The organism is Oculatella sp. FACHB-28 (assembly GCF_014696015.1).
Lineage (GTDB): Bacteria > Cyanobacteriota > Cyanobacteriia > Elainellales > Elainellaceae > JAAUTN01.
Window position 1 is genome coordinate 291,178 of record NZ_JACJPJ010000035.1, and the last position, 20,795, is coordinate 311,972.

Consider the following 20,795-nt stretch of genomic DNA (forward strand, 5'->3'; position numbering starts at 1 on the left):
ATCTTGCACTCTCCGATCTTGCATACACTGCACCAAAGCGCCTTTTCATCTAAAGCACTTGTAGACGAAATATGCATGAAGCTGCCCGGTAGATTGTTGCGACTTACAAAGCTGGTGGTTACATTAGTTAACAAAGGTCGGCGAACTATTGCAAATTGGAGTTCAAGTTATGCAGAACGATAACCGCAACGCATGGAACTGGGGCTTCACTCGTGGAGCCGAAACTTGGAACGGTCGTCTAGCGATGATCGGCTTCGCTTCTGCTGTCATCCTTGAATATGTCTCTGGTCAAGGTGTGCTTCATTTTTGGGGACTGATGTAGTGTCTATCCAGGCGCTGCTTGCACTGCAAGTCAGGTAATTGCAAAGCTACAAGAAAAGTGCCCCTACATTCGTGGGGGCACTTTTTTATTCCTTGGAACGTCAAATAGGGAGGTACATCTCCCTACTTCCAGACAAGTTCTTAACGGATATATTCCTTCAAAACGCTGTTGCGGTTTGGATGACGTAACTTCCGAAGCGCTTTTGCTTCAATCTGACGAATCCGCTCACGGGTGACGTTGAAGATTTGACCGATTTCTTCCAGGGTCTTCATCCGTCCGTCGTCTAGACCATAACGTAGGCGCAACACATCACGCTCACGCGGGCTCAGGGTGCCCAAAACGCTTTCCAGGTCTTCCCGCAGCAAGTTCTTAGAAACTTGATCTTCAGGGGTTTCACCATCAGACTCGATAAAGTCGCCCAGGCGAGAATCTTCTTCCTTACCGATCGGAGTTTCTAGGGAGATGGGCAATTGAGCCGACTTAGCAATAAAGCGCAGTTTCTCAATCGTCATTTCCATCCGAGTTGCAATTTCTTCCTCGGTAGGTTTCCGTCCCATTTCTTGAGAAAGCAATTTTGTAGTTTTCTTAATTCGAGAAATGGTTTCGTAGAGGTGGACGGGAAGACGAATGGTACGAGATTGATCAGCGATCGCCCGTGTAATTGCCTGACGAATCCACCAAGTTGCATAGGTGGAAAACTTGTAACCCTTTTCATGGTCGAACTTTTCAGCCGCCCGAATCAAACCTAAGCTGCCTTCCTGAATTAAGTCCTGGAAGGAAAGACCCCGGTTCATGTACTTTTTGGCGATCGAAACCACCAATCGAAGGTTTGACTGAACCATCTTGTCCTTTGCCCGACGACCTACATGCAGGCGATGCCGAAAAGCAGGGAGAGGCATATCAACCGCGCTAGCCCATTCTTTGTCGAAAGGCTCACGCTCCAGATCCTGGACAAGCTGCTCACGAATTCTTTCAAGCTCAAGTAAATCTGCAATCTTACGAGCAAGTTCAATTTCTTCGTCTGCTCTCAGGAGTCGAATTCGACCGATTTCCTGTAAATAGAGCCGGATCGAATCCTCAGTGTAGTGTTTCTTTTTTGCTTGTGCCCGACGACGGTTGGTCTTTCCTTTAGTGACCTTTCCATCCTCTTCATCAGGCTGAGCATCAAAGATTTCGTCTCGATCATCTCCGTCCTCAATCAAAAGCTCTAGCTCGCTTTCGGGCTGGTCAATGGTTTCGAGTACGTCGTTAGCCTGGGTCATGCCGCGCTCCTCATGCTCCTTAGGTCAAAAGTCAAAGGCTTGTAAAAAACAGAAGGATAACATGAACTGCCTCTTTTGATGGAGGAATGTTCATGAATTTTCTTAGACGATAGTTTGGACTCTTGCTATTCAGATTTTTAATTTAGTGTAGGCGGAGATTTCGTTCTCGCCTATACCAATCAGCAAGAGAACCAGTGCTTTGGATTTAGCACACAGTAATCAACAAGGCATACTTCTCCCAAGACATTCAGCATCGGGTAGAGGCACCAAGATGTAATTTGCCCTGCGAGTTTCGCAAAGATGTCTCCGATTGTAGCTTTTCTCACAAAATTTGCACGCCTTGATCTGAATTCTTGTTGCGAAAGGTGCTAATTGGTATCGCCCTTTCTAGAAAAGTCAGCGTTTCATAATAGTCCAGCCAGGGTGGTGTCCTAAAAATTAAACGATACTTACAAGGTTAACGAGGTTTTAGGCGGAGTTTGTTGTGATAAATAGCCTAACCAGATTCAGCCATTCTAATGAATCTCGGCAAAAAAAGGACAATAGTCTACAAAAATGTCTCAACTTAAGCTTATTTCTGCTGAGTCGTACCTGTACTGGGTTGAAGCGCTTTAAGCTGCTTAGCAAAAAGTCCGGCTCCCGTCCCAATTACAGCTAGTGAAAAGCCAAAGGTGCCTGCCCAGGATTGGTTCTCAAGCTGTAGCTGCAACTTTACCCGCTCAGGAGTTTGGAGAAATCGGTTGATATCTTCCGTTACCTCAGTTTTCCAGTCTCGTTGTGTTGGGGAAGAGCTGGTCAAAGGAATTTCGCCTGCATGGGTAAGCAAAACAACTTGATAGCCAACGTGGTAATGATGGCGGTGTAGTTGTGCCAGCTTTGCTTCGTGTAAATCGGTTAGCGCTATTTCTTGAGTGGTAGAGGCGAGAGGTCTATAGGTTGTTAGCTTACAGACTCCGTCGGAAGTCGTGTCTGCCATAAGCGAAGCTTGACGGTGACAGGTTAAGGTTGTGAAGCCACCCACACCCATCAGTACAATACCTGTCATTGAAAGCAGAACACCCAGTAGCCATACTCCCCCTGGTCGAGGAACGGAATAGTTTTTAGACTTAATTGGTTCTAGAATGACCATATTTTGAAATTTTTGAGTCAATGTCTGCTGTTGACGCTTGCTCTCCTGCGTTCTCTAAATATGGCATTGTCACTGAGGGGGACATCACACTAAGTAGATAGATGCTTAAGAAACAGAAATTTCCTTACCTTGTAGGTTCTAGATGGACAGCCCAACAAACGACTTGGGGTTGGCGGCACTTTCAGGTGGTTAATCGTAAAAATGAGGGACGTTGGGTGTTTGCTGAGATGGTTGCAGCCTGTGACCCATCGGTTCGCTTTTGGCTGAATGCAAAACAGCTTAAGGATAGGGAGTTGTGGTTGGCGGGATGGCAATCGTTGCAGGAGAGGGGAGAGGAAGAGATAAGAGATGAAGGATGAGCAAGGCTTGCTTATTCTTGGGATGATTTTGAATGTAAACTTTCAGCTTTGCGTTCAAAGTCACTCAATTGTTAAGCAATGCTGAAGAGGAAGGGAAGGTTGGGCGGTAGAATTTTGGGATGAAAAATTTGCATTTGCCTGCTGAAATTCCTGGTTGTTCCTGGAAGCGTCCGATTGGTCAGGGGTGGAAATCGCCCTATAGGGTTCGCTATGAGAGTAATTTGGACGATGGTCCCTGGCACGGAATGCCTTTGGGTGGGTTTGGGGCTGGCTGTATTGGTCGTTCTTCCCGAGGAGATTTTAATCTCTGGCACATTGATGGCGGAGAGCATGTGTTTCAATCGATGCCCGCTTGCCAATTCAGTGTGTTTGAACAAGCAGAGGAGCGGGCTGCTGAGGCTTATGCGCTCTGTACTCAATTGCCTGACGATGGAAGTTTGAGCGCGTGGCAGTGGTATCCCGATCGGGCGGAAACTAGCACGACAGGGGAGTATCATGCGCTCTATCCACGAAGTTGGTTTGTTTATCAGAATGTGTTTCAGGCGACGCTGACTTGTGAGCAGTTTTCGCCAGTTTGGGCGAAGAATTATCAGGAGACGAGCTATCCGATCGCCATTTTTGAGTGGACGGCACACAATCCAACTGACCGACCGCTAACGCTGAGCATTATGCTGACCTGGCAAAACATGGCGGGTTGGTTTACAAATATGCTCAAGTCGCCCAAGGTGCAGGTGCGGGATGACGGTAGCCCAGTTTATCAATATCAGCCGCGTTTAGGTGAGAGCAACGGCAATTTTAACCAGTGGAAAAGCGATCGCCACTTTGCAGGCTGCTTGATGGATCAGTCCGATCGCCAGGAAACACCTCAAGAAGGTGATGGACAGTGGGCGATTGCTACCCTAACAAACCCTAATGCAGAAACCTTTTACAATACTCGCTGGAACCCGGCTGGAGATGGAGCAGAACTCTGGCAGTCATTCTCTAAGGATGGTTCGCTGCAAAGTGTAGATGATCCAACTCCGGCTGCTGATGGTGAGCAGGTTGGCGTGGCGATCGCCGTTCGTTTTACTCTGGCTCCGGGTGAAAACCGAAAAATTCCGTTTGTGTTGAGTTGGGATTTTCCGGTAACGGAGTTTGCCACTGGGATTAATTATTTTCGTCGCTACACAGACTTCTTTGGAACTAGCGGCAAGACTGCCTGGGCGATCGCTCAGACTGCTCTCGACTTATACCCCACTTGGCAGCAGCAAATTCAGACTTGGCAGCAGCCGATTTTGGATGACCAGGATTTGCCCGACTGGTTCAAGATGGCGCTGTTTAATGAGCTTTATGACTTGGCTAGCGGCGGGACGCTCTGGAGTGCAGCAAGCGATCGCGATCCAGTAGGTCAGTTTGCGGTGTTGGAATGTCTTGACTACCGTTGGTATGAAAGCCTGGATGTGAGGCTCTACGGTTCTTTTGCGCTAATGATGCTCTGGCCGGAGCTAGACAAATCGGTGCTGAGAGCTTTTGCGAGAGCTATTCCGGCAGCAGACGATACGCCGCGTGTGATTGGCTACTACTACACGAATGGGGCAGAAAGTCCGATCGCCGTTCGCAAAGCTGAAAACGCTACGCCCCATGACTTGGGCGCACCCAACGAACATCCTTGGGAAAAGACTAACTACACTAGCTATCAAGACTGCAACCTGTGGAAGGATTTGGGCTGTGACTTCGTTTTGCAGGTTTACCGAAATTTTGTTTTAACGGGTAGTACGGATTATGAATTTTTGATAGAGTGCTGGCCCGCAATTGAGCGGGCGCTCGCCTATCTTAAAACCTTTGACCTGGATAACGATGGCATTCCCGAGAACTCTGGTGCGCCCGACCAAACCTTTGATGACTGGCGGTTACAGGGAGTTAGCGCTTACTGTGGCGGACTGTGGATTGCGGCACTAGAGGCAGCGATCGCCATTGGTCAACTCTTGCAGCAATCAGATCCAGCCAATCCCCAATCCCTAGCCCCCAACTCCCAATCCCTAATTTCCACCTACCAGACTTGGCTTACCCAATCCCGCCCCCTCTATCAGGAGAAGCTCTGGAACGGACAGTACTACCGTCTCGATAGTGGCAGTGGTTCTGATGTCGTGATGGCAGATCAGCTTTGCGGACAGTTTTATGCCCGCCTGCTAAAACTGCCTGACGTTGTGCCTACCGATTGTGTGCGGTCTGCTTTAGAAGCAGTTTACGAGGCTTGCTTCCTCAAATTTCACGATGGCAAATTTGGCGCAGCGAATGGAGTCAGACCAGATGGTTCTCCCGTTAATCCCAAGGACACTCATCCGCTAGAAGTTTGGACAGGCATCAATTTTGGCTTGGCTGCCTTCCTGGTACAGATGGATATGAAAGATGAGGCGTTGCAAATTACCGAAGCTGTAGTCCGGCAAGTTTATGAAAACGGGCTACAGTTTCGCACACCAGAAGCGATCACCTCTGCTGGCACTTTTCGGGCTAGCCATTATCTCCGAGCAATGGCTATCTGGCTGATTTATGGAGTTTTGCGCCGCTTTTAGTTAGGCTTAGTTTGCTGAAGTATTGGTCTTGAGCTGAGCGGCTTTCAGCTCAAGCTGCTTTTTTTCAAGCTCAAGTTGGTTTTTTTCTTGCTTCAAAGTTTCTTCAAGCTCTAGAATTTGGTCACGCTGAGCTTTTAGTTCTAACAGGTCTTGAATTTGCTTTTTTTCAAGCTCAAGCTGCTTTTTTTCTCGCTTCAGGTTTTCTTCTAGCTCTTGAATCTGGTCACGCCGAGCTTCCATTTCTAGAGCACGTCGCCCAAGCTCCTGGCTCTGTAGCGTGAGTGATTGTCGCCACTGTTCGGCCCGCTGTACTTCCTGCTGCAAAATTTCTGGGGTTACACCCGTTGCTAGATATTGCTGAATGATTTCAGTCAGCCAGTCTGCTGCATCCTGGATGTTTTCAACTTGTCGCAAATCATTCAGCTGAACTAGTAAAAGTGCCCCTTTACCCAGATCACATCCCTCTGCATAGACAGTATTATCTTCTTCAGAGAAAATTGCCCAGGCATGTTCGGCTTTTTGGTATGCAAGCAGTTGCAGTTTCGTCTTGCCGACAGCGTCTTTTTCCTGCACCTGAGCCAAATAGAGCATTTCAGCAACAAGATTAACCAATTCTTGAATGACAGTATATCTTCATATCTTGTCTGACACCCAGCTAAAGATGTCTCGATTCTGTGAAGATATTCGAGTGGAGTCGAGGGAAGCCATTTATAAGAAGCAGGGGAATTACCTGATGCTTACAACCACCCTTTAACACCTTAGCGGGACCTGATCCGGATTAAATGGTGTGGCTTACTGAATTTATTAAGGGAGCCTGATGTTTTCTGAAGACTAACCCTACTCAGTGAAAGCCACAACCATCACAGGGTTAGAGACGGCTGATGCGATCGCGCAAAATCTCTGCCTGCTTCTCCGCCTCAGCGAGTGAATTCCTGGCTGCCTGAACCACATCTGCCGGAGCTTTATCAACAAATTTAGGATTGCTGAGGCGATCGCGCAGGATCTGGCTTTCGGACTCTGCTTTCGCTAAATCCTTTTTCAGCTTAGCTTGCAGCGCTTCTACATCCACTACGCCTTCCAGCGGAATGAGAACCTGCACCGTGCCCACGACTCCGGCGATCATCTGCTGCTGGGGCAGCTTTTCGACCGTCAGCGTTTGGGTGGGAGTTATGGGTTGTGGCAGAGGCTCTTGAGGATTGGAAGATGACGACATTTTGCCTGCAACTTGCGCTGTCACTGCGTCGAGTTGTTCGGCAAAGCCCTGACGGTCGGTCGCACGGATCAAGAAGCGGTAGATAAACCAGATGGTATACCCTAACCCAATCAGCTCCAGGAAGGGCGAGATCAGCAGCAGGCTATCTACAGCATCCAGCACACCCAGTGTAACTTTGACGACAATCAGCAGCGCCAGAATTAATCCCAGAGCGATCGCCGGTTTGCGGTACGGACTGAGTGTCTGGGTGCTAGGTTTGAGCGGACGTGGAACCACAGGACGTTCGATCGCTTCAATGGTCAAATTCTCAACTTTGGCTAGGTCTTTGATGTAGTCCTGCCCTGCGGTAAGGATTTGCTGTTCGCGATCGCTCTCTGTCTGCAAGTTCGTTTGAATCTTTACCCCTGGCTTGATGTCTGCCTCAGCCCGCAAGTTGCGAACCGTGCGAATGGTGCCAATTAATAGGTCAAACTGCGCTTCCAGATCAGCATCAATCAGGCTTTCGTCTACTTCAGGGTAAGCCTGAAGTGCCAAGTACCGATTTTCTTCAGCCTGCGTGAGCGTATGCCAAACTTCCTCGGTGATGTGCGGCATAAACGGATGCAGCAGCCGCAGGATGCCGTCTAGCACATGGGCCAGCGTCTGCTGAGCAATTTCCCTAGATTTCAGCTCGGCTGGGCTGACTTCTGCCGACTGTGCCTTGAACAGTCTGGACTTAACCAGCTCAATGTACCAGTCGCAGAAATCGCCCCAGATGAACTCATACAGTCCTTTGGCGGCTTCACCCAAACCGTAGTTGTCGATGTCGTCGCGAGTTTGGCGAACTACCTGGTTGTAGCGAGAGAGAATCCAGCGATCGCTCAATTCCAACTCATCCGCCTGAGGTTTGCCCAACTGCTTTGGCGTTTTGCCGTCCAGATTCATCATCACAAACCGAGAAGCATTCCACAGCTTGTTGGTAAAGTTGCGCGATGCTTCGACTGAAACCGATTCGTCGGTCTTGCGGTTATATTCTAGGCGAATATCTTGCCCTGCACCCGCTACTTCCCGAATCAGCGTGTAGCGCAGTGCGTCAGTGCCGTATTTGTCGATTAGAATCAGCGGGTCAATGCCGTTATTTGCTGACTTTGACATCTTTTTGTTGTTTTCATCCCGCACCAGACCGTGAATGTAAACCGTGCTGAACGGCATCTTTCCGGTAAAGTGCCCTGCCATCATCGTCATCCGCGCCACCCAGAAAAAGATGATGTCAAATCCTGTAACCAGCGTTGTGGTGGGGTAGTAGCGCTCTAGGTCGGGTGTTTGCTCAGGCCAGCCCATAGTTGAGAAGGGCCATAAACCGGATGAAAACCAGGTATCTAGCACATCAGGGTCTTGGGCAAGCTGAACGTCATCGCCAAATTGCTGTCGTGCTTGCTCCCAAGCATTTGCTTCGCTAGTGGCGACGACAAAGGGCGTGTCATCGGTAATCTGACCGTCAGTTCTATTGATTGCGTACCAGGCGGGAATTTGGTGCCCCCACCAGAGCTGGCGAGAAATGCACCAGTCTTTCAGGCTAACCAACCAATCCCGATACACCTTCGTCCAGCGTTCGGGTACGAAAACGGGATCGTCCTGCTGATCGAGAAATTCCAGCGCTCGGTCTGCCATAGGGCGAATTTTGACAAACCACTGGGTAGACAGCAGCGGCTCGATGGGGACTTTGCCGCGATCGCTATAGGGCACTGTGTGGCGATAGTCCTCTACTTTCACCAGGAAGCCTTCCTCTTCCAGGCGCTTCACCACGTTCTTCCTTGCCTCAAACCGATCCTGTCCCTCAAATGGGCCTGCGTTGGCGTTAAGTGACCCGTCCTTGTTCATGATGTTGATGAAAGACAGGTTGTGGCGTTTGCCCATCTCAAAGTCATTCAGGTCGTGGGCTGGTGTGATTTTCACACAGCCCGTACCAAAGCTGGAATCGACGTATTCATCTGCAATAATCGGAATTTCACGCCCCATAATTGGCAGTGTCAGCGTCTTGCCTACCAGATGCTTATAGCGCTCGTCCTTGGGATTGACCGCTACAGCAGTATCGCCCAGCATTGTCTCAGGGCGAGTGGTTGCCACTTCAACAGAACCGGAGCCGTCCGTCAGCGGATAGCGGAAATGCCAGAGGTGCCCGTTGACTTCCTGATTTTCCACCTCCAAGTCAGACACGGCAGATTGGCTGGCAGGACACCAGTTCACCAAATATTGGCCGCGATAGATTAGCCCTTCGTTGTAGAGACGTGAGAAGGCTTCCAGGACTGCTTTGGAAAGACCCTCATCCATCGTGAAGCGTTCGCGTGACCAATCTACGGAAACGCCTAGCCGCCGCAGTTGTCCCACGATGGTGCCGCCTGATTCTTTCTTCCATTCCCAAGCCCGTTCCAGGAAGGCTTCGCGTCCGACCTCGTCACGGGTTTTGCCTTGCGATCGCAACTCCCGCTCTAGGATTGTTTGCACCGCAATGCTGGCGTGGTCAGTTCCCGGTAGCCACAGAGTATTGCGCCCGATCATCCGGTGATAGCGCACCAGCGTATCGATCAGGGCATTTTCAAAGGCGTGACCCATGTGCAAGCTGCCTGTGACGTTGGGCGGCGGAATCACGACGCAATACGGCTCACCCGGTTGATTAGGGTCTGCTTTAAAGACCTGATCTTCCTCCCAGTGCTGTTGCCATTTAGCTTCAGTCAAGGAGGGGTCGTATTGGCTGGGCAAGTTGGTTGCAGTCATGAAGGAAGTGGGAAAGTAAAAGGGCAAGCTCTTCAGTTTACTTAAAATTTTGCCATGAGCGATCGCCAAGCTGCTCATCGAGAATTGTTTGGGTAAGCAGCGAAAAGGCGCAGACAGGGCTCATTTTCAGCTAAAACTCATCTAGGGTAAATACACTGCTGTTTAAGAATGAAATCAGGATTAAGTTGACAGAGACAAACCATCTGATAGTTTTTACCCGATATCCAGAAGTTGGCAAAACTAAAACTCGCTTAATTCCAGCCTTAGGGGCAGCGGGCGCGGCCGCACTTCAGCGGCAGATGACAGAATTCACTCTGAAACGGGTGGAGAAGCTAGCTCAGCAGCAGGACAGGTTAAATTCCCCTCTATCTGTGGAAATTAGATTTGCGGGAGGCGATCGCTCCCTCATGCAAGACTGGCTTGGTTCTCGCTGGAGCTATCAGCCCCAGGCTTCAGGTGATCTAGGAGAACGAATGCGGCTTGCGTTTCAGTCTGCATTTGAGACGGGTAGCAAGCATGTTGTGACGATTGGGATAGATTGTCCCGAACTGGATTCTGCCACGCTAGCACAAGCGTTTCAGGCATTGCAGGATCACGATTTGGTCTTAGGTCCAGCAACCGATGGGGGCTACTATTTGATTGGGCTGCGTTCCTTGATTCCAGAGCTATTTAGCGGAATTGACTGGGGAACTGACCAAGTTTTTCGGCAAACTATAGCAGTCGCGAAGGCAAAGGAATTGGCGATCGCGACTCTTGCCCCGCTCACGGATGTTGATCACCCAGAAGACCTACCCATCTGGGAGGCAACCCAAGCGTGAGGCATTCCCCCAAAATTTCTCCTTCCCCAAAAATCTCCATCATCATCCCAGTGCTGAATGAGGCAAATGTGATTCAGCAGATCCTCGACCAGATTCGCACTTCTGCCGTAGAAATCATCGTTGTGGACGGTGGCAGTCATGATCGAACCGTTGAAATTGTGAAATCTTTGGGCGATCGCGTCATTCACTCAAGACCAGGGCGAGCCTATCAAATGAACGCTGGGGCAAGAGCCGCAAGCGGGGAGATTTTGCTGTTTCTCCATGCCGATACTCGGTTGCCAAAGGAATTCGCTGGTCTGATCTGCCAAACGTTAGCTCAACCCAAAACGATCGCCGGGGCGTTCGCGCTGAGGATTGACGGGCAGAATCCAGGACTCAGGTTGGTGGAGTGGGGGGTAAATATGCGATCGCGCTACTTCCAAATGCCCTATGGCGATCAGGCACTATTTCTGAAAGCAGAAACCTTTCATCGCCTTGGCGGCTTTCCAGAACTACCAATCATGGAAGATTTTGAGTTAGTTCGGCGGCTGCGCCGAAAGGGGAAGGTAGCGATCGCCCCTGCCTCGGTCCTCACCTCAGCCCGACGCTGGGAAAAGCTAGGGGTTATGAGAACGACGCTGCTTAACCAGGTGATCATTGCAGCTTACTTGCTGGGAATTTCGCCAGAGAAGATTGTGAGATGGTATCGGGGCGATCGCCGCCCTCGCTAGATATAAAACCGGGGATTGTAGAAAGCTATAGCTCTACAATCCCCGGTTTTGCATTACCTGAACTAGATTAGATCAACTTCAGGTCAGGATATTCGGTCAACAGATCTTCAGAGGAGAGCGTATCGTTCTCGTCTTGAGGAGTCCAAAGTACCTCAACCGCCAAAAGCTGCTCACTAGGAATCGCTCCAATCTGGCTTAAGGCACGGCGCAGGTCTTGCGTGTTGTTCACAGCAGGGAGCTGCAACTTGTTCTGGGTAGCAACTAGGAGTGTGGCGACGATGTATTCGCCCGGTGCTGCCTGAACTAATTCGCCACCTGGTTCAGCCTTAACTAACGCACTTTGACTTGCTTGTCGAAGCTGGTTGTTAACGTTAGAGAGCGTTTCCTCGCTAAACTTGCTGCGCTCTGCCAGAGCCAAGCGATTGAACTGAGCCTCAGCTGCTTCCAGACGTGCCTGCTGATTTTCAGCCGCACCATAAACCCAGTATTCGGGATGGCGCATGAGAGACAGGGTTGTCTCTTGAAGAACTTGAGCTAAGCCCTCAGAGGAGCCTGTGTCGGCTGATCTGGCAATGCGATCGAAGTCAGTTTGCAGGGTTCGAGCATTTGCTAGGAGACCCACCTGCACCCGTGCGACCGAGATTGAGGGACTGCTGCTGCTATAGCCTATTCCGTCTTCACCACCCTGAATTTGACGGAAGCTGCGAACCAGGAAGCTGGCAACTGACAGGAAAATCAAAATTGAGAACAAACCGCCAAAACCACCGCCCACGCCAAAGAAGGGGATGATGAAAGGGAAGCCAAAACCGCCACCAGGATAGTATCCACCACCTGGAGGAGCATAGGTGCGGCTAGGGGGTGCATAGGTGCGGCTCGGTGCAGCTCTAAAACTACCGCCGCCAATACGACCACCTCTAGCTGCTAGGGCACCATCTGCCTGACTGAAAACCAGGGTAATGACTAAGCTAGCGAGGAGTAACGGTTTGAGAAGGGGTTTGATCAGTGCAAACAGTTTCTTGTACATAAGACTGTGCCTATCCAAGCTGAATTTAAAACTATATTTGGCTCTGGCTCTTCCAGTGGTTTTCTTAGGTGTTCTTTATGTTTTCGCAACTTATCGAGACAACTAGCAACGGGCTAGAAACTCTTGTTCACGGTTACCTGGAAGAATCCAGCTCCACCACCCAAGGGTGAGCGACCCATTTAATGAACTGCTTGTTAAGCAATCGTTACAAGTCACCACCTCTTTACTGTATCGCCTTCTAAGCCTTACAGGAAGCAAGCTTAAGGCAGATTTTAGGTGGATAACCGTACCCGTATAGACTGAGGAATCTCTAGGAAAATTTGCTGGTTTTGCATTTAGCCACCGCCAACGATGGTGACAATCTCAAGGCGATCGCCCTCTTGAATTTCCGTTTCCTGCCAAAACTGGCGGTGCAAAATCTCGCCGTTATACTCCACTGCTACCAGGCGCGGATTCATGTTTAACTGTTCCAAAAATTGGGGCAACGGAGTATGAGGCGCACAGGCTTTCGGCTCCCCATTCACTTGCAGCGAAATAGAGTTTGAATTAGAAGCGTTAGACATGGCCTAAATCAATGCCTGAATAATTCTGAATCAATGAACATGACTACGGGTATCGCTTTCTCGAATTGTTTGGATTCGGGCTAGCTGGGAGACAAAGTATTGGGTGATTAAGGTGGGCTGCTCTGCCTGCATGATGGAACGAACTACAGCAACTCGTTCTGCACGGGCAGACAGCACTTCACTCAAGTTGTCAGTGTCAATGCCGCCGATCGCAAACCAGGGAATGCGAGCATGTTCAGCTGCGTAGCGAACGTATTCCGGACCTGCGGCAGCTTTACCCGCTTTAGTAGGAGTCTCGTAAACTGGCCCAACGCCAACATAGTCTGCGCCTTCTCGCAATGCCCGATGCAGTTCATCTGGATTGGTCGTAGAACGTCCTACTAGGCGCTGCGGCCCTAAAATTTGTCGAGCTAATGAAATGGGAATGTCTTGTTGTCCTAAATGCACTCCGTCTGCGTCTACAGCTAAAGCTAAGTCAACCCGATCATTCATGATGAACAGGGCGTCGTAACGGTGACAGATTTGCTTCAGCTTTTCGGCGGTGTGAATGCGGGTGGTGTCATCTGCGTTTTTATCGCGGTACTGCACCAGGCTTAGCCCACCCTGAAGGGCAGCTTCAACGACTGAGAAGAGATTGTCAGCGGGAGAGGTGACGAGGTAGAGGTGCGATCGCCTCAATTTCTGATGTCGCTGATGTCCCATCAGGTCGCTTTCGAGTGTGTAGACCCGATAGCGAATCTGCTTACAGGCGGCTGACAGGTCAGCATGATAGACCTTGCCATATTCCTCCAGTACCCGTAGGGCTTCCTGAATACGGCAGAAATTAGCCACCAATACGTCTCGCAAGCTAGAACGCTGTTCTTCTTGCGGGTGGGTTAGTTCTGTTCCTGGGTCGCCTGGGGTGTCTCGTGCCGTGCGAATTTCAAAACTGTGCCAGCGTGCTAACTCCTGCCGCAGATGCTTACACTCGTCGGTGAATTTGGTGCTATTTAACCCAAATCGACACCATTCTTCAACGATTCTCAACCCTTCACGGGCGCGGTCTAAATTGGCATCTAAAATTCGGTAGATCGCAGACTCCGAGAGCTTTTGCTGGCTATGTGTCTCACCCATCACAACATTCCTATTAATTACTCATCCTAACAGCCGAACGGAATTTGCTAATTGATGGTGATTGTTTCTAGTTGCAAAAAAGTTACAAAAACCTCTAGCTGATTGGCGCTGAATGTATTAAAACTGTTGCAATCGTGATCAGATGGTAAGTCTGCCGTTTGTTGTGGTGCCGATGGTTCCTGGTGTCGGGAGGACAGTTAATGAGCGTTGTTTGTTGCCCCAATCCGCAAGATATGTTCTTTAGCGTATCGATGTTGCCCGTTCGAGCGCTGGTGCAGTTAGGGTGGGTTGCCGCAGTTGTAGTTAGCATGGGAGGTATGAGTGCGGTCGCTCCCCTCAGCACTCAAGCCCAAACCATTCCCCAGACCCAACCAAACTCGATTGAGATTGCTCAAGCATCGGCTCCAAGCTCAGCGAATCTGTTATTCGTCAACCCGACTTTGGGCAACGATAGCAATAACGGCAGCAGCCAGCAAAACGCCCTGCGAACGATTACCCAGGCACTTCAGAATGCACAATCTAACACAGTCATTTTGCTGTCACCAGGAACTTACAGAGCTGAGTCAGGAGAAACCTTTCCACTGGAGCTGAAGGCTGGTGTGACGATTCAAGGAGAGCCGGGAGCAAGGGGACGAGGAATTGTGATTCAGGGCGGAGGAACGTTTCTCAGCCGGACTTCTGCTAGCCAGAACGTGACGATTTTGGGCGAAGACGAAGCAGTGTTAACGGGAGTCACTGTGATGAATCCTAACCCTCGCGGTTATGGGCTGTGGATTGAGTCGAGCAGTCCGACGGTAAACAACAATACTTTCACGGGCAGCAGCCACGACGGCATTTCAGTAACGGGAAATAGCGCTCCGGTGATTCGTGGCAATGCTTTTGTTCAAAATGGGGCCAATGGCATCACCGTTTATGGCACGTCTCGCCCGGAAATTCGAGAAAACGTGTTTGAACGAACCGGATTTGGCATCAACGTAAACGAGAATGCAGCGCCGCTAATCGTCGGCAATCAAATTCGTCAAAATCAGGACGGCATTGTGGTGCAAGAAAATGCCCGTCCGACGCTGCGAGACAACGTAATTGAGTCCAACCGCCGGGATGGACTGGTGGCGATCGCCCAATCTTTTCCTGACTTAGGCACAGCAAACGAACCAGGCAACAACCAATTTCGTGACAATGCCCGTCAGGACGTAAACGCTAGTGCGACCAGTCAAGAAATTCCAGCATTTGGCAATCAGATAGCGAGCGATCGCACCACCGGACGAGTTGATTTGACTGGCGTTGCTCCTGCTCCTGCTGCTCCTGCTGCCCGTCCTGTACCCGTTGCACGCCAGCCCCTCCCTGTACCGTCTGCGATCCCACCTGCAACTCCATCTTCTACAACCTCGTCGGCTCCTGCTCCTGTGAGTCAACCTGCACCCTCCCCCGTTGCCACTCGTCCAACGGCTCCACCTAACTCAGAGGCAGGCTTTTCAGCCTTACCAAATTTAGAATCTGCACCAGCAGTCACACTCTCTCAGCCTCCAGCTTCTCAGCCTCCAGCTTCTCAATCTTCAGTTGCCCGACCTCCTGTCTCTCGACCTTCAGCTTCCCAACCTTCCGCCATTTCAGCCCAACCCCCTACTCCAGCAGCAATTCGCCCGAATGTAGCTATTCCCAGCACTGCTGATGCAGTCGAAATTCCGGTACCGCCACCATCAACTCAAATAACGCCCCCTGCCCGGAACCAGTCCCCTGCTCGACCCGGACAGACTACCCAATCTGCTCCAACTACCCAATCTGCTCCAACTGTCCGACCTGAGCAGACTGTCCGACCTGAGCAAACTGCCCGACCACAGGTGCCTGCCCGGACAACTGCGGCAACTGTTCCTGCTGCAGATGCGCCAATTGAAATTCCCGTGCTGCCGCCTTCCAGTTCTTCTACACCCGCTCCGGCAGCGCAACCGATGCGAGAAGTTGTTGTGAGCCGTTCACCAGAGCGATCGCCCGGTGCCCCTTCCAACCGGACTGCAACTGCAACTGATGCTCCTATTGAGATTCCGGTGCCCCCTCCGGCTAGCGGTATGCCGACTCCTGCTCAAGCTCCTGTAGCTCCCAGGGCAGCAAATCCGGTGCGTTCTGCCAACCTGTTGCCTGTGCCGAGTGGGAATATTCCAGTTGGTAACATTGGCAGTTTGCCAACTGTATCGGCGGCAAACAGTTCTTACAACCGCACCAGCATCTTGGGTAGTGGCAGCTACAGCGGCGGTGCGGCGTTTGTGCGCTATCGAGTTTTGGTGGAGGCGGATAGTGAGAGTATGCAGTCAGAAGTGCGATCGGTCGTTCCGGGTGCGTTCCGTACCTATGCCAACGGTCGAACGATGATGCAGGCAGGGGCGTTTGGCGATCGCTCCCTTGCTGATGAAGCGGCCCAAATGCTAAACAGAAGCGGTTTTAGAGCAATGGTTCAGCCCGTAGACTGAGCCTTGATCTTTGCCAAAACCCTATTTTTTGAGGCAACCTAGTAGGTAAGGGTTACTGACCTGGATAGGGTTAATGGCAAGGAACGAACTCCTCTCTCGCAGCTTTATGTTTCTCAGCTTTGCCACCGCAAGTTTATTGATTGCGGCGCAGTGGCAAGTGGGTTCGACTGCCTCATTTAGTATTAAACTTCCCGGTTCTGCATCAGAGACAAGGATGCTTGCGGCTCATGCAAACGTTTCGACTGCGGCAGCAAGGACCGTTCGTTTAGTCATCGATTTGAGCGATCGCGAAGTTTCGGTTTACAAACAGGACAAACTGCACGCCACCTACCCCGTAGCAGTGGGGCAGGCAGGTTGGGAAACGCCAACGGGCACGTTTCGTGTGACAGACATGGAGCCTCGCCCAAATTGGCAGCACCCGATTACCAAGCAGGTGATTCCGCCTGGACCAGACAACCCGTTGGGTTCGCGCTGGATTGGCTTTTGGGCAGACGACAGTAGCCAAATTGGGTTCCACGGCACCAACCAGGAAGACGGCATTGGACAGGCAATTTCCCACGGCTGTGTCCGAATGCTAAACCGAGACATTGAAGCAATGTTTGCTCAGGTTGCAGTTGGCACAACTGTCGTCGTTAAGCCCTAAGATGCTTAGCAGAACCCGTTTCTCAAAGTTGCTCCAAGAAAAACTGTGACTCAAACTTACCAGGCTCGAATCTATGTTACGCTCCGCCCTTCAGTTCTCGATCCGGCAGGTACGGCTGTGCAGTCGGGGCTAAAGCATCTCGGCTACGACAACGTTGAGCGCATCAGAATCGGCAAATACGTTGAGCTAACCCTGACCGCCGCAGATGAAGCCTCCGCCAAACAGCAGCTTGATCGGATGTGTGACCAACTGCTGGCGAATCCAGTGATTGAAAATTATCGGTTTGAATTACTAGAAACGGCAGAGGCTAAGAGTTTATGAAATTTGGTGTGATTGTTTTTCCTGGTTCTAATTGCGATCGCGACGTAGCAATGGTGATGCGGGATTTGCTAAATCAGCCAACCCGAATGGTGTGGCATGAGGAAAGCGACCTGTCCGACCTGGATGTGATTATCATTCCGGGTGGCTTTAGCTATGGTGATTATTTGCGCTGTGGGGCGATCGCCCGCTTTTCACCCGCTCTGCAAGCTACCGTGCGTCATGCAGAACAAGGCAAGCTGGTGATGGGAATTTGCAATGGCTTTCAGGTGTTGACCGAAGCTGGACTATTGCCCGGAGCGCTGATGCGAAATCGCGATTTGCACTTTATTTGCGATCGCGTCTCCCTCAAAGTAGAGCGCACCGATCTACCCTGGACACAGGCATATCAAAAAGGGCAAGTCATTACCTTGCCGATTGCTCATGGTGAAGGCTGCTACTATGCCGATGCAGACACCCTGGCAGCGCTAGAAGCCAACGGACAGGTGCTATTCCGCTATTGCGATGCCTCTGGTGCAGTAACCGCAGCATCCAATTGCAACGGCTCTCTCAACAACATTGCTGGCATCTGTAACCGTCAGGGAAACGTGCTGGGAATGATGCCTCACCCTGAAAGAGCATCCGACCCAGCCTTGGGCAATACAGACGGCAGAAAACTGTTTGAAGGGGTGTTACTAGGATTGGGAGCGATTGGGGTGAAGGGATAGGGTCATGCCACTTATTCCTCTATCTCAAGCTTCCCAGAACAAGCTAAAGCAGGTTCGCCTGATTGCGACCGACATGGACGGTACGCTAACTCACCAGGGGAAGTTCACAGCAAACTTGCTGCAAGCCCTGCAAGAACTGGCGATCGCCAACATTCCAGTTCTCATTGTGACGGGACGTTCGGCGGGTTGGGTAAATGGACTGGTGAGTTATTTGCCTGTTGTGGGCGCGATCGCTGAAAATGGCGGCTTGGCTTACTTTCAGCCTGATATTAGTGAGATGGTTGTACCCATCCCCAATTTGATTGAGCATCGTCAAAAGCTAGCCCAGACCTTTGCAGATTTGCAAACTCACTTTCCTCATCTGGAAGAATCTGGTGATAATCGCTTTCGCCTCAGCGACTGGACATTTGATATCCAAAAACTCACCGAGACGGAATTACAGTTTTTGAGCGATCGCTGTCAGGCTCAAGGTTGGAGCTTTACCTATAGCACTGTGCAATGTCACATTAAAACGCTGCATCAGGATAAAGCGATCGCTCTCACTCATGTTTTGCAGCATCATTTTGCTGATGTGCAACCTGACCAGGTATTAACCATTGGTGACAGTCCTAATGATGAGAGCTTATTCGATAGCGATCGCTTTCCCCTTTCTGTCGGTGTAGCAAATGTGCTGCACTATCGCGATCGCCTGATTCATCAGCCTGCCTTTGTTACCCATGCCGCTGAAGCAGAGGGCTTTTGTGAAGTCGCCAGAAACGTGATCGAAGCCAATTGTTGATATCAGGTGTAAGGGCGATCGCGTCAAATGTCCAATAATGTCCAATATAGTTGTGCTAGTCTTGCAGGGATATATTCTCTGAAGTAGATCGCCTACTTGAATAACTACGAGAAACCGATGAGTCTAAAAGATCGAATTACAGAAGATATCAAAACGGCGATGAAGGCGAAAGATAAGACTCGCCTGGAAACGGTTCGTAGTATCAAAAAAGTATTGCTAGAAAAAGAAGTGAGTGTTCGTCCTCAAGGGCAAACCGAACTAAACGAAACTCAAGAGCTTGAAGTGCTTGCTCAGCTTGCCAAACAGCGGCGAGACTCAATCGAACAATATCAAAAAGCTGGACGAACTGATTTAGCCGATCAAGAAGCCCAAGAACTCACCATCATAGAAGAATACCTGCCTCAACAACTCTCAGACGAGGAAGTGAGCCAGGTAATCGATGAAGTAATTTCTAGAACTGGAGCCAGTTCTGCAAAAGATATGGGGAAGGTGATGGGCCCCGTGATGCAGCAACTTAAAGGTCGGGCTGACGGGCAAAAAATTCAGGCAATGGTGAAAACCAAACTGAACGGTTAGTACTGTGGTGTCTCTAAGTACGTCAGTTGTTCGCGAACCAGTTGGGCATTTGCTGTGTCACCTGCTTGCTCATACAGCTCGATTGCCCGTTCGTAGCTCTCTACGATCGCCTCACGCTCTTCGGGACGAAGCTGCTGAGCTTGCGCTTGGAGTACATCTGCCCGGTCTAGATGAATTGCAGGCTGGCTAGAGTCAATCCGAATTGCTTCATCAAAAGCGGCGATCGCTGCTGCATAGTTGCCTTCCTGTCGAGCGGCAATACCCCGGTAATAAGCTTGGTCGTAAGCGGTCGCATCAGCAACTACCAGTTCATAGCTACCACCTGTGCCAGAGAGAGAACGCGCAACCACTTTGTAAGTGCCGCTGGTTGGCAATGTGTAGACAATTGTAGAATTTAGTCCGCGAGCATAGTCGTCGTTATAGGCGATTTCTGCTCCATTGGGGTCGAGCAGCGTCAGCGTCGTATCAAAGTCTGGGCTGGTGACGGTGATCATCACAGACTGTCCTGCTTCTCCAGAGAAAGTATGTTCGCCTTCAGACGAACGTAATGTCCCCTCCTGCTCTAGCAAAGCTTGAGCACGAGCCGGGTACGCAGGTAACAACAATGTGCCACTGAGCAAGGTTGCAGCAGCCATTAATACACCGATTTTTCTGAGCCGGAGTTGGTCAATCATGAAAAGTAGCCTCAAATGAGTCTTGTGATAGTTAGGAGAAATGGATGTAAGAATCCCTCTTAAAAAGGCATCGGCTCAGGAGGAGGAGACGACTGGAGAAACTGAACGTAGTCTCGGTAAGACTGGGCTGAGTCCACTTCTCCCCGCTCTTCGTACAGGTCGGCTGCCCGCTCAAAATCAGCGATCGCTGCTTCGGTATTCTCTCCTGTTGCGAGGTAAGCATTACCGCGATCAATGTAGGCAGAGGGCTCAGCCGGGTCAATCTCGATCGCTTCCCCAAAGGCGGCGATCGCCTCAGTAAAGCTGCCTGCTTGATATAGCGTTGTTGCTGAAGCGTAAGCTTGCTCATACTCTGTCGCAGGGTTCACTGTAACCGTGTACGCTCCACCATTTCCGGCAAAAGAGCGCACAATAACTCGGTACTCACCATTGCTAGGTAAAGTTGCAATAATTCGAGAATTTAGGCTACCGCCGAAATCATCGTTAAAGGCAATTTCTTGCTCACCCGGACCCACCAGGGCTAAGGTTGTATCGAAATCGGCGCTAGTCAGGTTGATGGTGACTGTTTGACCTTCAGTGCCCGAAAAAGTGTATTCATTTTGGGCAGGTTGAATCGTGCCCTGCTGCCGAAAAATTTCATCAGCGTGAGCTTGACGGGGTAGCGCAAGTAGTGAGCCGCCAAAAGCAACTGTCATCGCCAGCATGAAACCTAGTTTTTTAGGTTGCAGCCATCTGTTCATAAAAACGTACCTTCTAGTTGTGGATTCTGGAGTGTGGATGAATGTGGACTTGAAGATAGCCCGGTTCTAGTTACTTCA

20 protein-coding genes are annotated in these 20,795 nt (G+C 50.4%); 11 read left to right on the forward strand and 9 right to left on the reverse strand.

All coding sequences use genetic code 11. The features are described from left to right. The first annotated feature begins 169 nt into the window (after positions 1-169). Entirely contained in the window at positions 170-322 is a 153-nt protein-coding gene (locus H6F88_RS03775; RefSeq protein WP_190641391.1) for a chlorophyll a/b-binding protein, read from the forward strand. Between the two features lie 140 nt (positions 323-462). Here the strand turns inward: H6F88_RS03775 and rpoD are convergent, their stop codons facing one another. Together rpoD and H6F88_RS03785 are read right to left on the reverse strand one after the other, a co-directional pair. Beyond that, the gene (rpoD, locus tag H6F88_RS03780; RefSeq protein WP_190641392.1) at positions 463-1,584 is read right to left on the reverse strand and encodes an RNA polymerase sigma factor RpoD; all 1,122 of its coding nucleotides are present in this window, start codon (positions 1,582-1,584) and stop codon (positions 463-465) included. A 571-nt stretch (positions 1,585-2,155) separates the two neighbouring features. After that, on the reverse strand, positions 2,156-2,713 hold the full coding sequence (locus H6F88_RS03785; protein WP_190641393.1) for a hypothetical protein: 558 nt from the start codon (positions 2,711-2,713) through the stop codon (positions 2,156-2,158). A 101-nt stretch (positions 2,714-2,814) separates the two neighbouring features. Between H6F88_RS03785 and H6F88_RS03790 the strand changes: the two genes are divergently transcribed. Continuing rightward, positions 2,815-3,072, forward strand: a complete 258-nt coding sequence (locus H6F88_RS03790; RefSeq protein ID WP_190641394.1) for a TIGR02450 family Trp-rich protein — start codon at positions 2,815-2,817, stop codon at positions 3,070-3,072. A gap of 119 nt (positions 3,073-3,191) precedes the next feature. Beyond that, complete coding sequence (locus H6F88_RS03795) at positions 3,192-5,624, forward strand: GH116 family glycosyl hydrolase (RefSeq protein ID WP_190641395.1); 2,433 nt, start codon at positions 3,192-3,194, stop codon at positions 5,622-5,624. A 6-nt stretch (positions 5,625-5,630) separates the two neighbouring features. On the opposite strand, the gene H6F88_RS03800 is transcribed toward H6F88_RS03795, so the two are convergent. Both H6F88_RS03800 and H6F88_RS03805 read right to left on the reverse strand, forming a co-directional pair. Further along, positions 5,631-6,236 (reverse strand): hypothetical protein, encoded by a 606-nt coding sequence (locus tag H6F88_RS03800; protein WP_199333427.1) that lies wholly within the window; start codon positions 6,234-6,236, stop codon positions 5,631-5,633. Positions 6,237-6,492: 256 nt separating this feature from the next. Continuing rightward, the gene (locus H6F88_RS03805; protein WP_190641396.1) at positions 6,493-9,591 is read right to left on the reverse strand and encodes a valine--tRNA ligase; all 3,099 of its coding nucleotides are present in this window, start codon (positions 9,589-9,591) and stop codon (positions 6,493-6,495) included. A gap of 185 nt (positions 9,592-9,776) precedes the next feature. Here H6F88_RS03805 and H6F88_RS03810 point away from each other — a divergent pair, with 185 nt between their 5' ends. Both H6F88_RS03810 and H6F88_RS03815 read left to right on the forward strand, forming a co-directional pair. Continuing rightward, a complete protein-coding gene (locus tag H6F88_RS03810; protein ID WP_199333428.1) occupies positions 9,777-10,409 on the forward strand; it encodes a TIGR04282 family arsenosugar biosynthesis glycosyltransferase in 633 nt (210 codons plus the stop codon). Next, the gene (locus H6F88_RS03815) at positions 10,406-11,119 is read left to right on the forward strand and encodes a TIGR04283 family arsenosugar biosynthesis glycosyltransferase (RefSeq protein ID WP_190641397.1); all 714 of its coding nucleotides are present in this window, start codon (positions 10,406-10,408) and stop codon (positions 11,117-11,119) included. Before H6F88_RS03810 ends, H6F88_RS03815 begins: the two co-directional genes overlap by 4 nt. A 67-nt stretch (positions 11,120-11,186) precedes the next feature. Here H6F88_RS03815 and H6F88_RS03820 read toward each other — a convergent pair whose 3' ends face one another. The 3 genes from H6F88_RS03820 to H6F88_RS03830 all read right to left on the reverse strand — a co-directional run bounded on the left by H6F88_RS03820 (position 11,187) and on the right by H6F88_RS03830 (position 13,819). After that, positions 11,187-12,143 (reverse strand): DUF1517 domain-containing protein, encoded by a 957-nt coding sequence (locus H6F88_RS03820; RefSeq protein WP_190641398.1) that lies wholly within the window; start codon positions 12,141-12,143, stop codon positions 11,187-11,189. Between the two features lie 335 nt (positions 12,144-12,478). Further along, a complete protein-coding gene (gene thiS / locus H6F88_RS03825) occupies positions 12,479-12,706 on the reverse strand; it encodes a sulfur carrier protein ThiS (RefSeq protein ID WP_190641399.1) in 228 nt (75 codons plus the stop codon). Positions 12,707-12,736: 30 nt separating this feature from the next. Beyond that, the gene (locus H6F88_RS03830; RefSeq protein ID WP_190641400.1) at positions 12,737-13,819 is read right to left on the reverse strand and encodes a thiamine phosphate synthase; all 1,083 of its coding nucleotides are present in this window, start codon (positions 13,817-13,819) and stop codon (positions 12,737-12,739) included. Between the two features lie 200 nt (positions 13,820-14,019). Here H6F88_RS03830 and H6F88_RS03835 point away from each other — a divergent pair, with 200 nt between their 5' ends. From H6F88_RS03835 to H6F88_RS03860, 6 genes are all read left to right on the forward strand, one after another. Beyond that, positions 14,020-16,281: a DUF1565 domain-containing protein gene (locus H6F88_RS03835; protein WP_190641401.1), complete on the forward strand. Its 2,262-nt coding sequence runs from the start codon at positions 14,020-14,022 to the stop codon at positions 16,279-16,281. Between the two features lie 73 nt (positions 16,282-16,354). Further along, positions 16,355-16,924, forward strand: a complete 570-nt coding sequence (locus tag H6F88_RS03840; protein ID WP_242050369.1) for a L,D-transpeptidase family protein — start codon at positions 16,355-16,357, stop codon at positions 16,922-16,924. A 45-nt stretch (positions 16,925-16,969) separates the two neighbouring features. After that, complete coding sequence (gene purS, locus H6F88_RS03845) at positions 16,970-17,245, forward strand: phosphoribosylformylglycinamidine synthase subunit PurS (RefSeq protein ID WP_190641402.1); 276 nt, start codon at positions 16,970-16,972, stop codon at positions 17,243-17,245. Continuing rightward, positions 17,242-17,949: a phosphoribosylformylglycinamidine synthase subunit PurQ gene (gene purQ, locus H6F88_RS03850; protein WP_190641403.1), complete on the forward strand. Its 708-nt coding sequence runs from the start codon at positions 17,242-17,244 to the stop codon at positions 17,947-17,949. Before purS ends, purQ begins: the two co-directional genes overlap by 4 nt. 4 nt (positions 17,950-17,953) lie before the next feature. Next, positions 17,954-18,727 (forward strand): HAD family hydrolase, encoded by a 774-nt coding sequence (locus tag H6F88_RS03855; protein ID WP_190641404.1) that lies wholly within the window; start codon positions 17,954-17,956, stop codon positions 18,725-18,727. Between the two features lie 117 nt (positions 18,728-18,844). Then, on the forward strand, positions 18,845-19,303 hold the full coding sequence (locus tag H6F88_RS03860) for a GatB/YqeY domain-containing protein (RefSeq protein ID WP_190641405.1): 459 nt from the start codon (positions 18,845-18,847) through the stop codon (positions 19,301-19,303). Here H6F88_RS03860 and H6F88_RS03865 read toward each other — a convergent pair. After that, complete coding sequence (locus tag H6F88_RS03865) at positions 19,300-19,977, reverse strand: PPC domain-containing protein (protein WP_190641406.1); 678 nt, start codon at positions 19,975-19,977, stop codon at positions 19,300-19,302. The two genes, H6F88_RS03860 and H6F88_RS03865, sit on opposite strands and share 4 nt — an antisense overlap. Before the next feature lie 59 nt (positions 19,978-20,036). Then, positions 20,037-20,717 (reverse strand): tetratricopeptide repeat protein, encoded by a 681-nt coding sequence (locus H6F88_RS03870; protein WP_190641407.1) that lies wholly within the window; start codon positions 20,715-20,717, stop codon positions 20,037-20,039. Positions 20,718-20,795 lie beyond the last annotated feature (78 nt).

Coding starts and splice junctions, on each gene's coding strand:
- H6F88_RS03775 (WP_190641391.1), top strand. CDS start 170: ATGCAGAACGATAACCGCAACGCATGGAACTGGGGCTTCACTCGTGGA.
- rpoD (WP_190641392.1), bottom strand. CDS start 1,584: ATGACCCAGGCTAACGACGTACTCGAAACCATTGACCAGCCCGAAAGC.
- H6F88_RS03785 (WP_190641393.1), bottom strand. CDS start 2,713: ATGGTCATTCTAGAACCAATTAAGTCTAAAAACTATTCCGTTCCTCGA.
- H6F88_RS03790 (WP_190641394.1), top strand. CDS start 2,815: ATGCTTAAGAAACAGAAATTTCCTTACCTTGTAGGTTCTAGATGGACA.
- H6F88_RS03795 (WP_190641395.1), top strand. CDS start 3,192: ATGAAAAATTTGCATTTGCCTGCTGAAATTCCTGGTTGTTCCTGGAAG.
- H6F88_RS03805 (WP_190641396.1), bottom strand. CDS start 9,591: ATGACTGCAACCAACTTGCCCAGCCAATACGACCCCTCCTTGACTGAA.
- H6F88_RS03820 (WP_190641398.1), bottom strand. CDS start 12,143: ATGTACAAGAAACTGTTTGCACTGATCAAACCCCTTCTCAAACCGTTA.
- thiS (WP_190641399.1), bottom strand. CDS start 12,706: ATGTCTAACGCTTCTAATTCAAACTCTATTTCGCTGCAAGTGAATGGG.
- H6F88_RS03830 (WP_190641400.1), bottom strand. CDS start 13,819: ATGGGTGAGACACATAGCCAGCAAAAGCTCTCGGAGTCTGCGATCTAC.
- H6F88_RS03835 (WP_190641401.1), top strand. CDS start 14,020: ATGAGCGTTGTTTGTTGCCCCAATCCGCAAGATATGTTCTTTAGCGTA.
- H6F88_RS03840 (WP_242050369.1), top strand. CDS start 16,355: ATGGCAAGGAACGAACTCCTCTCTCGCAGCTTTATGTTTCTCAGCTTT.
- purQ (WP_190641403.1), top strand. CDS start 17,242: ATGAAATTTGGTGTGATTGTTTTTCCTGGTTCTAATTGCGATCGCGAC.
- H6F88_RS03855 (WP_190641404.1), top strand. CDS start 17,954: ATGCCACTTATTCCTCTATCTCAAGCTTCCCAGAACAAGCTAAAGCAG.
- H6F88_RS03860 (WP_190641405.1), top strand. CDS start 18,845: ATGAGTCTAAAAGATCGAATTACAGAAGATATCAAAACGGCGATGAAG.
- H6F88_RS03865 (WP_190641406.1), bottom strand. CDS start 19,977: ATGATTGACCAACTCCGGCTCAGAAAAATCGGTGTATTAATGGCTGCT.
- H6F88_RS03870 (WP_190641407.1), bottom strand. CDS start 20,717: ATGAACAGATGGCTGCAACCTAAAAAACTAGGTTTCATGCTGGCGATG.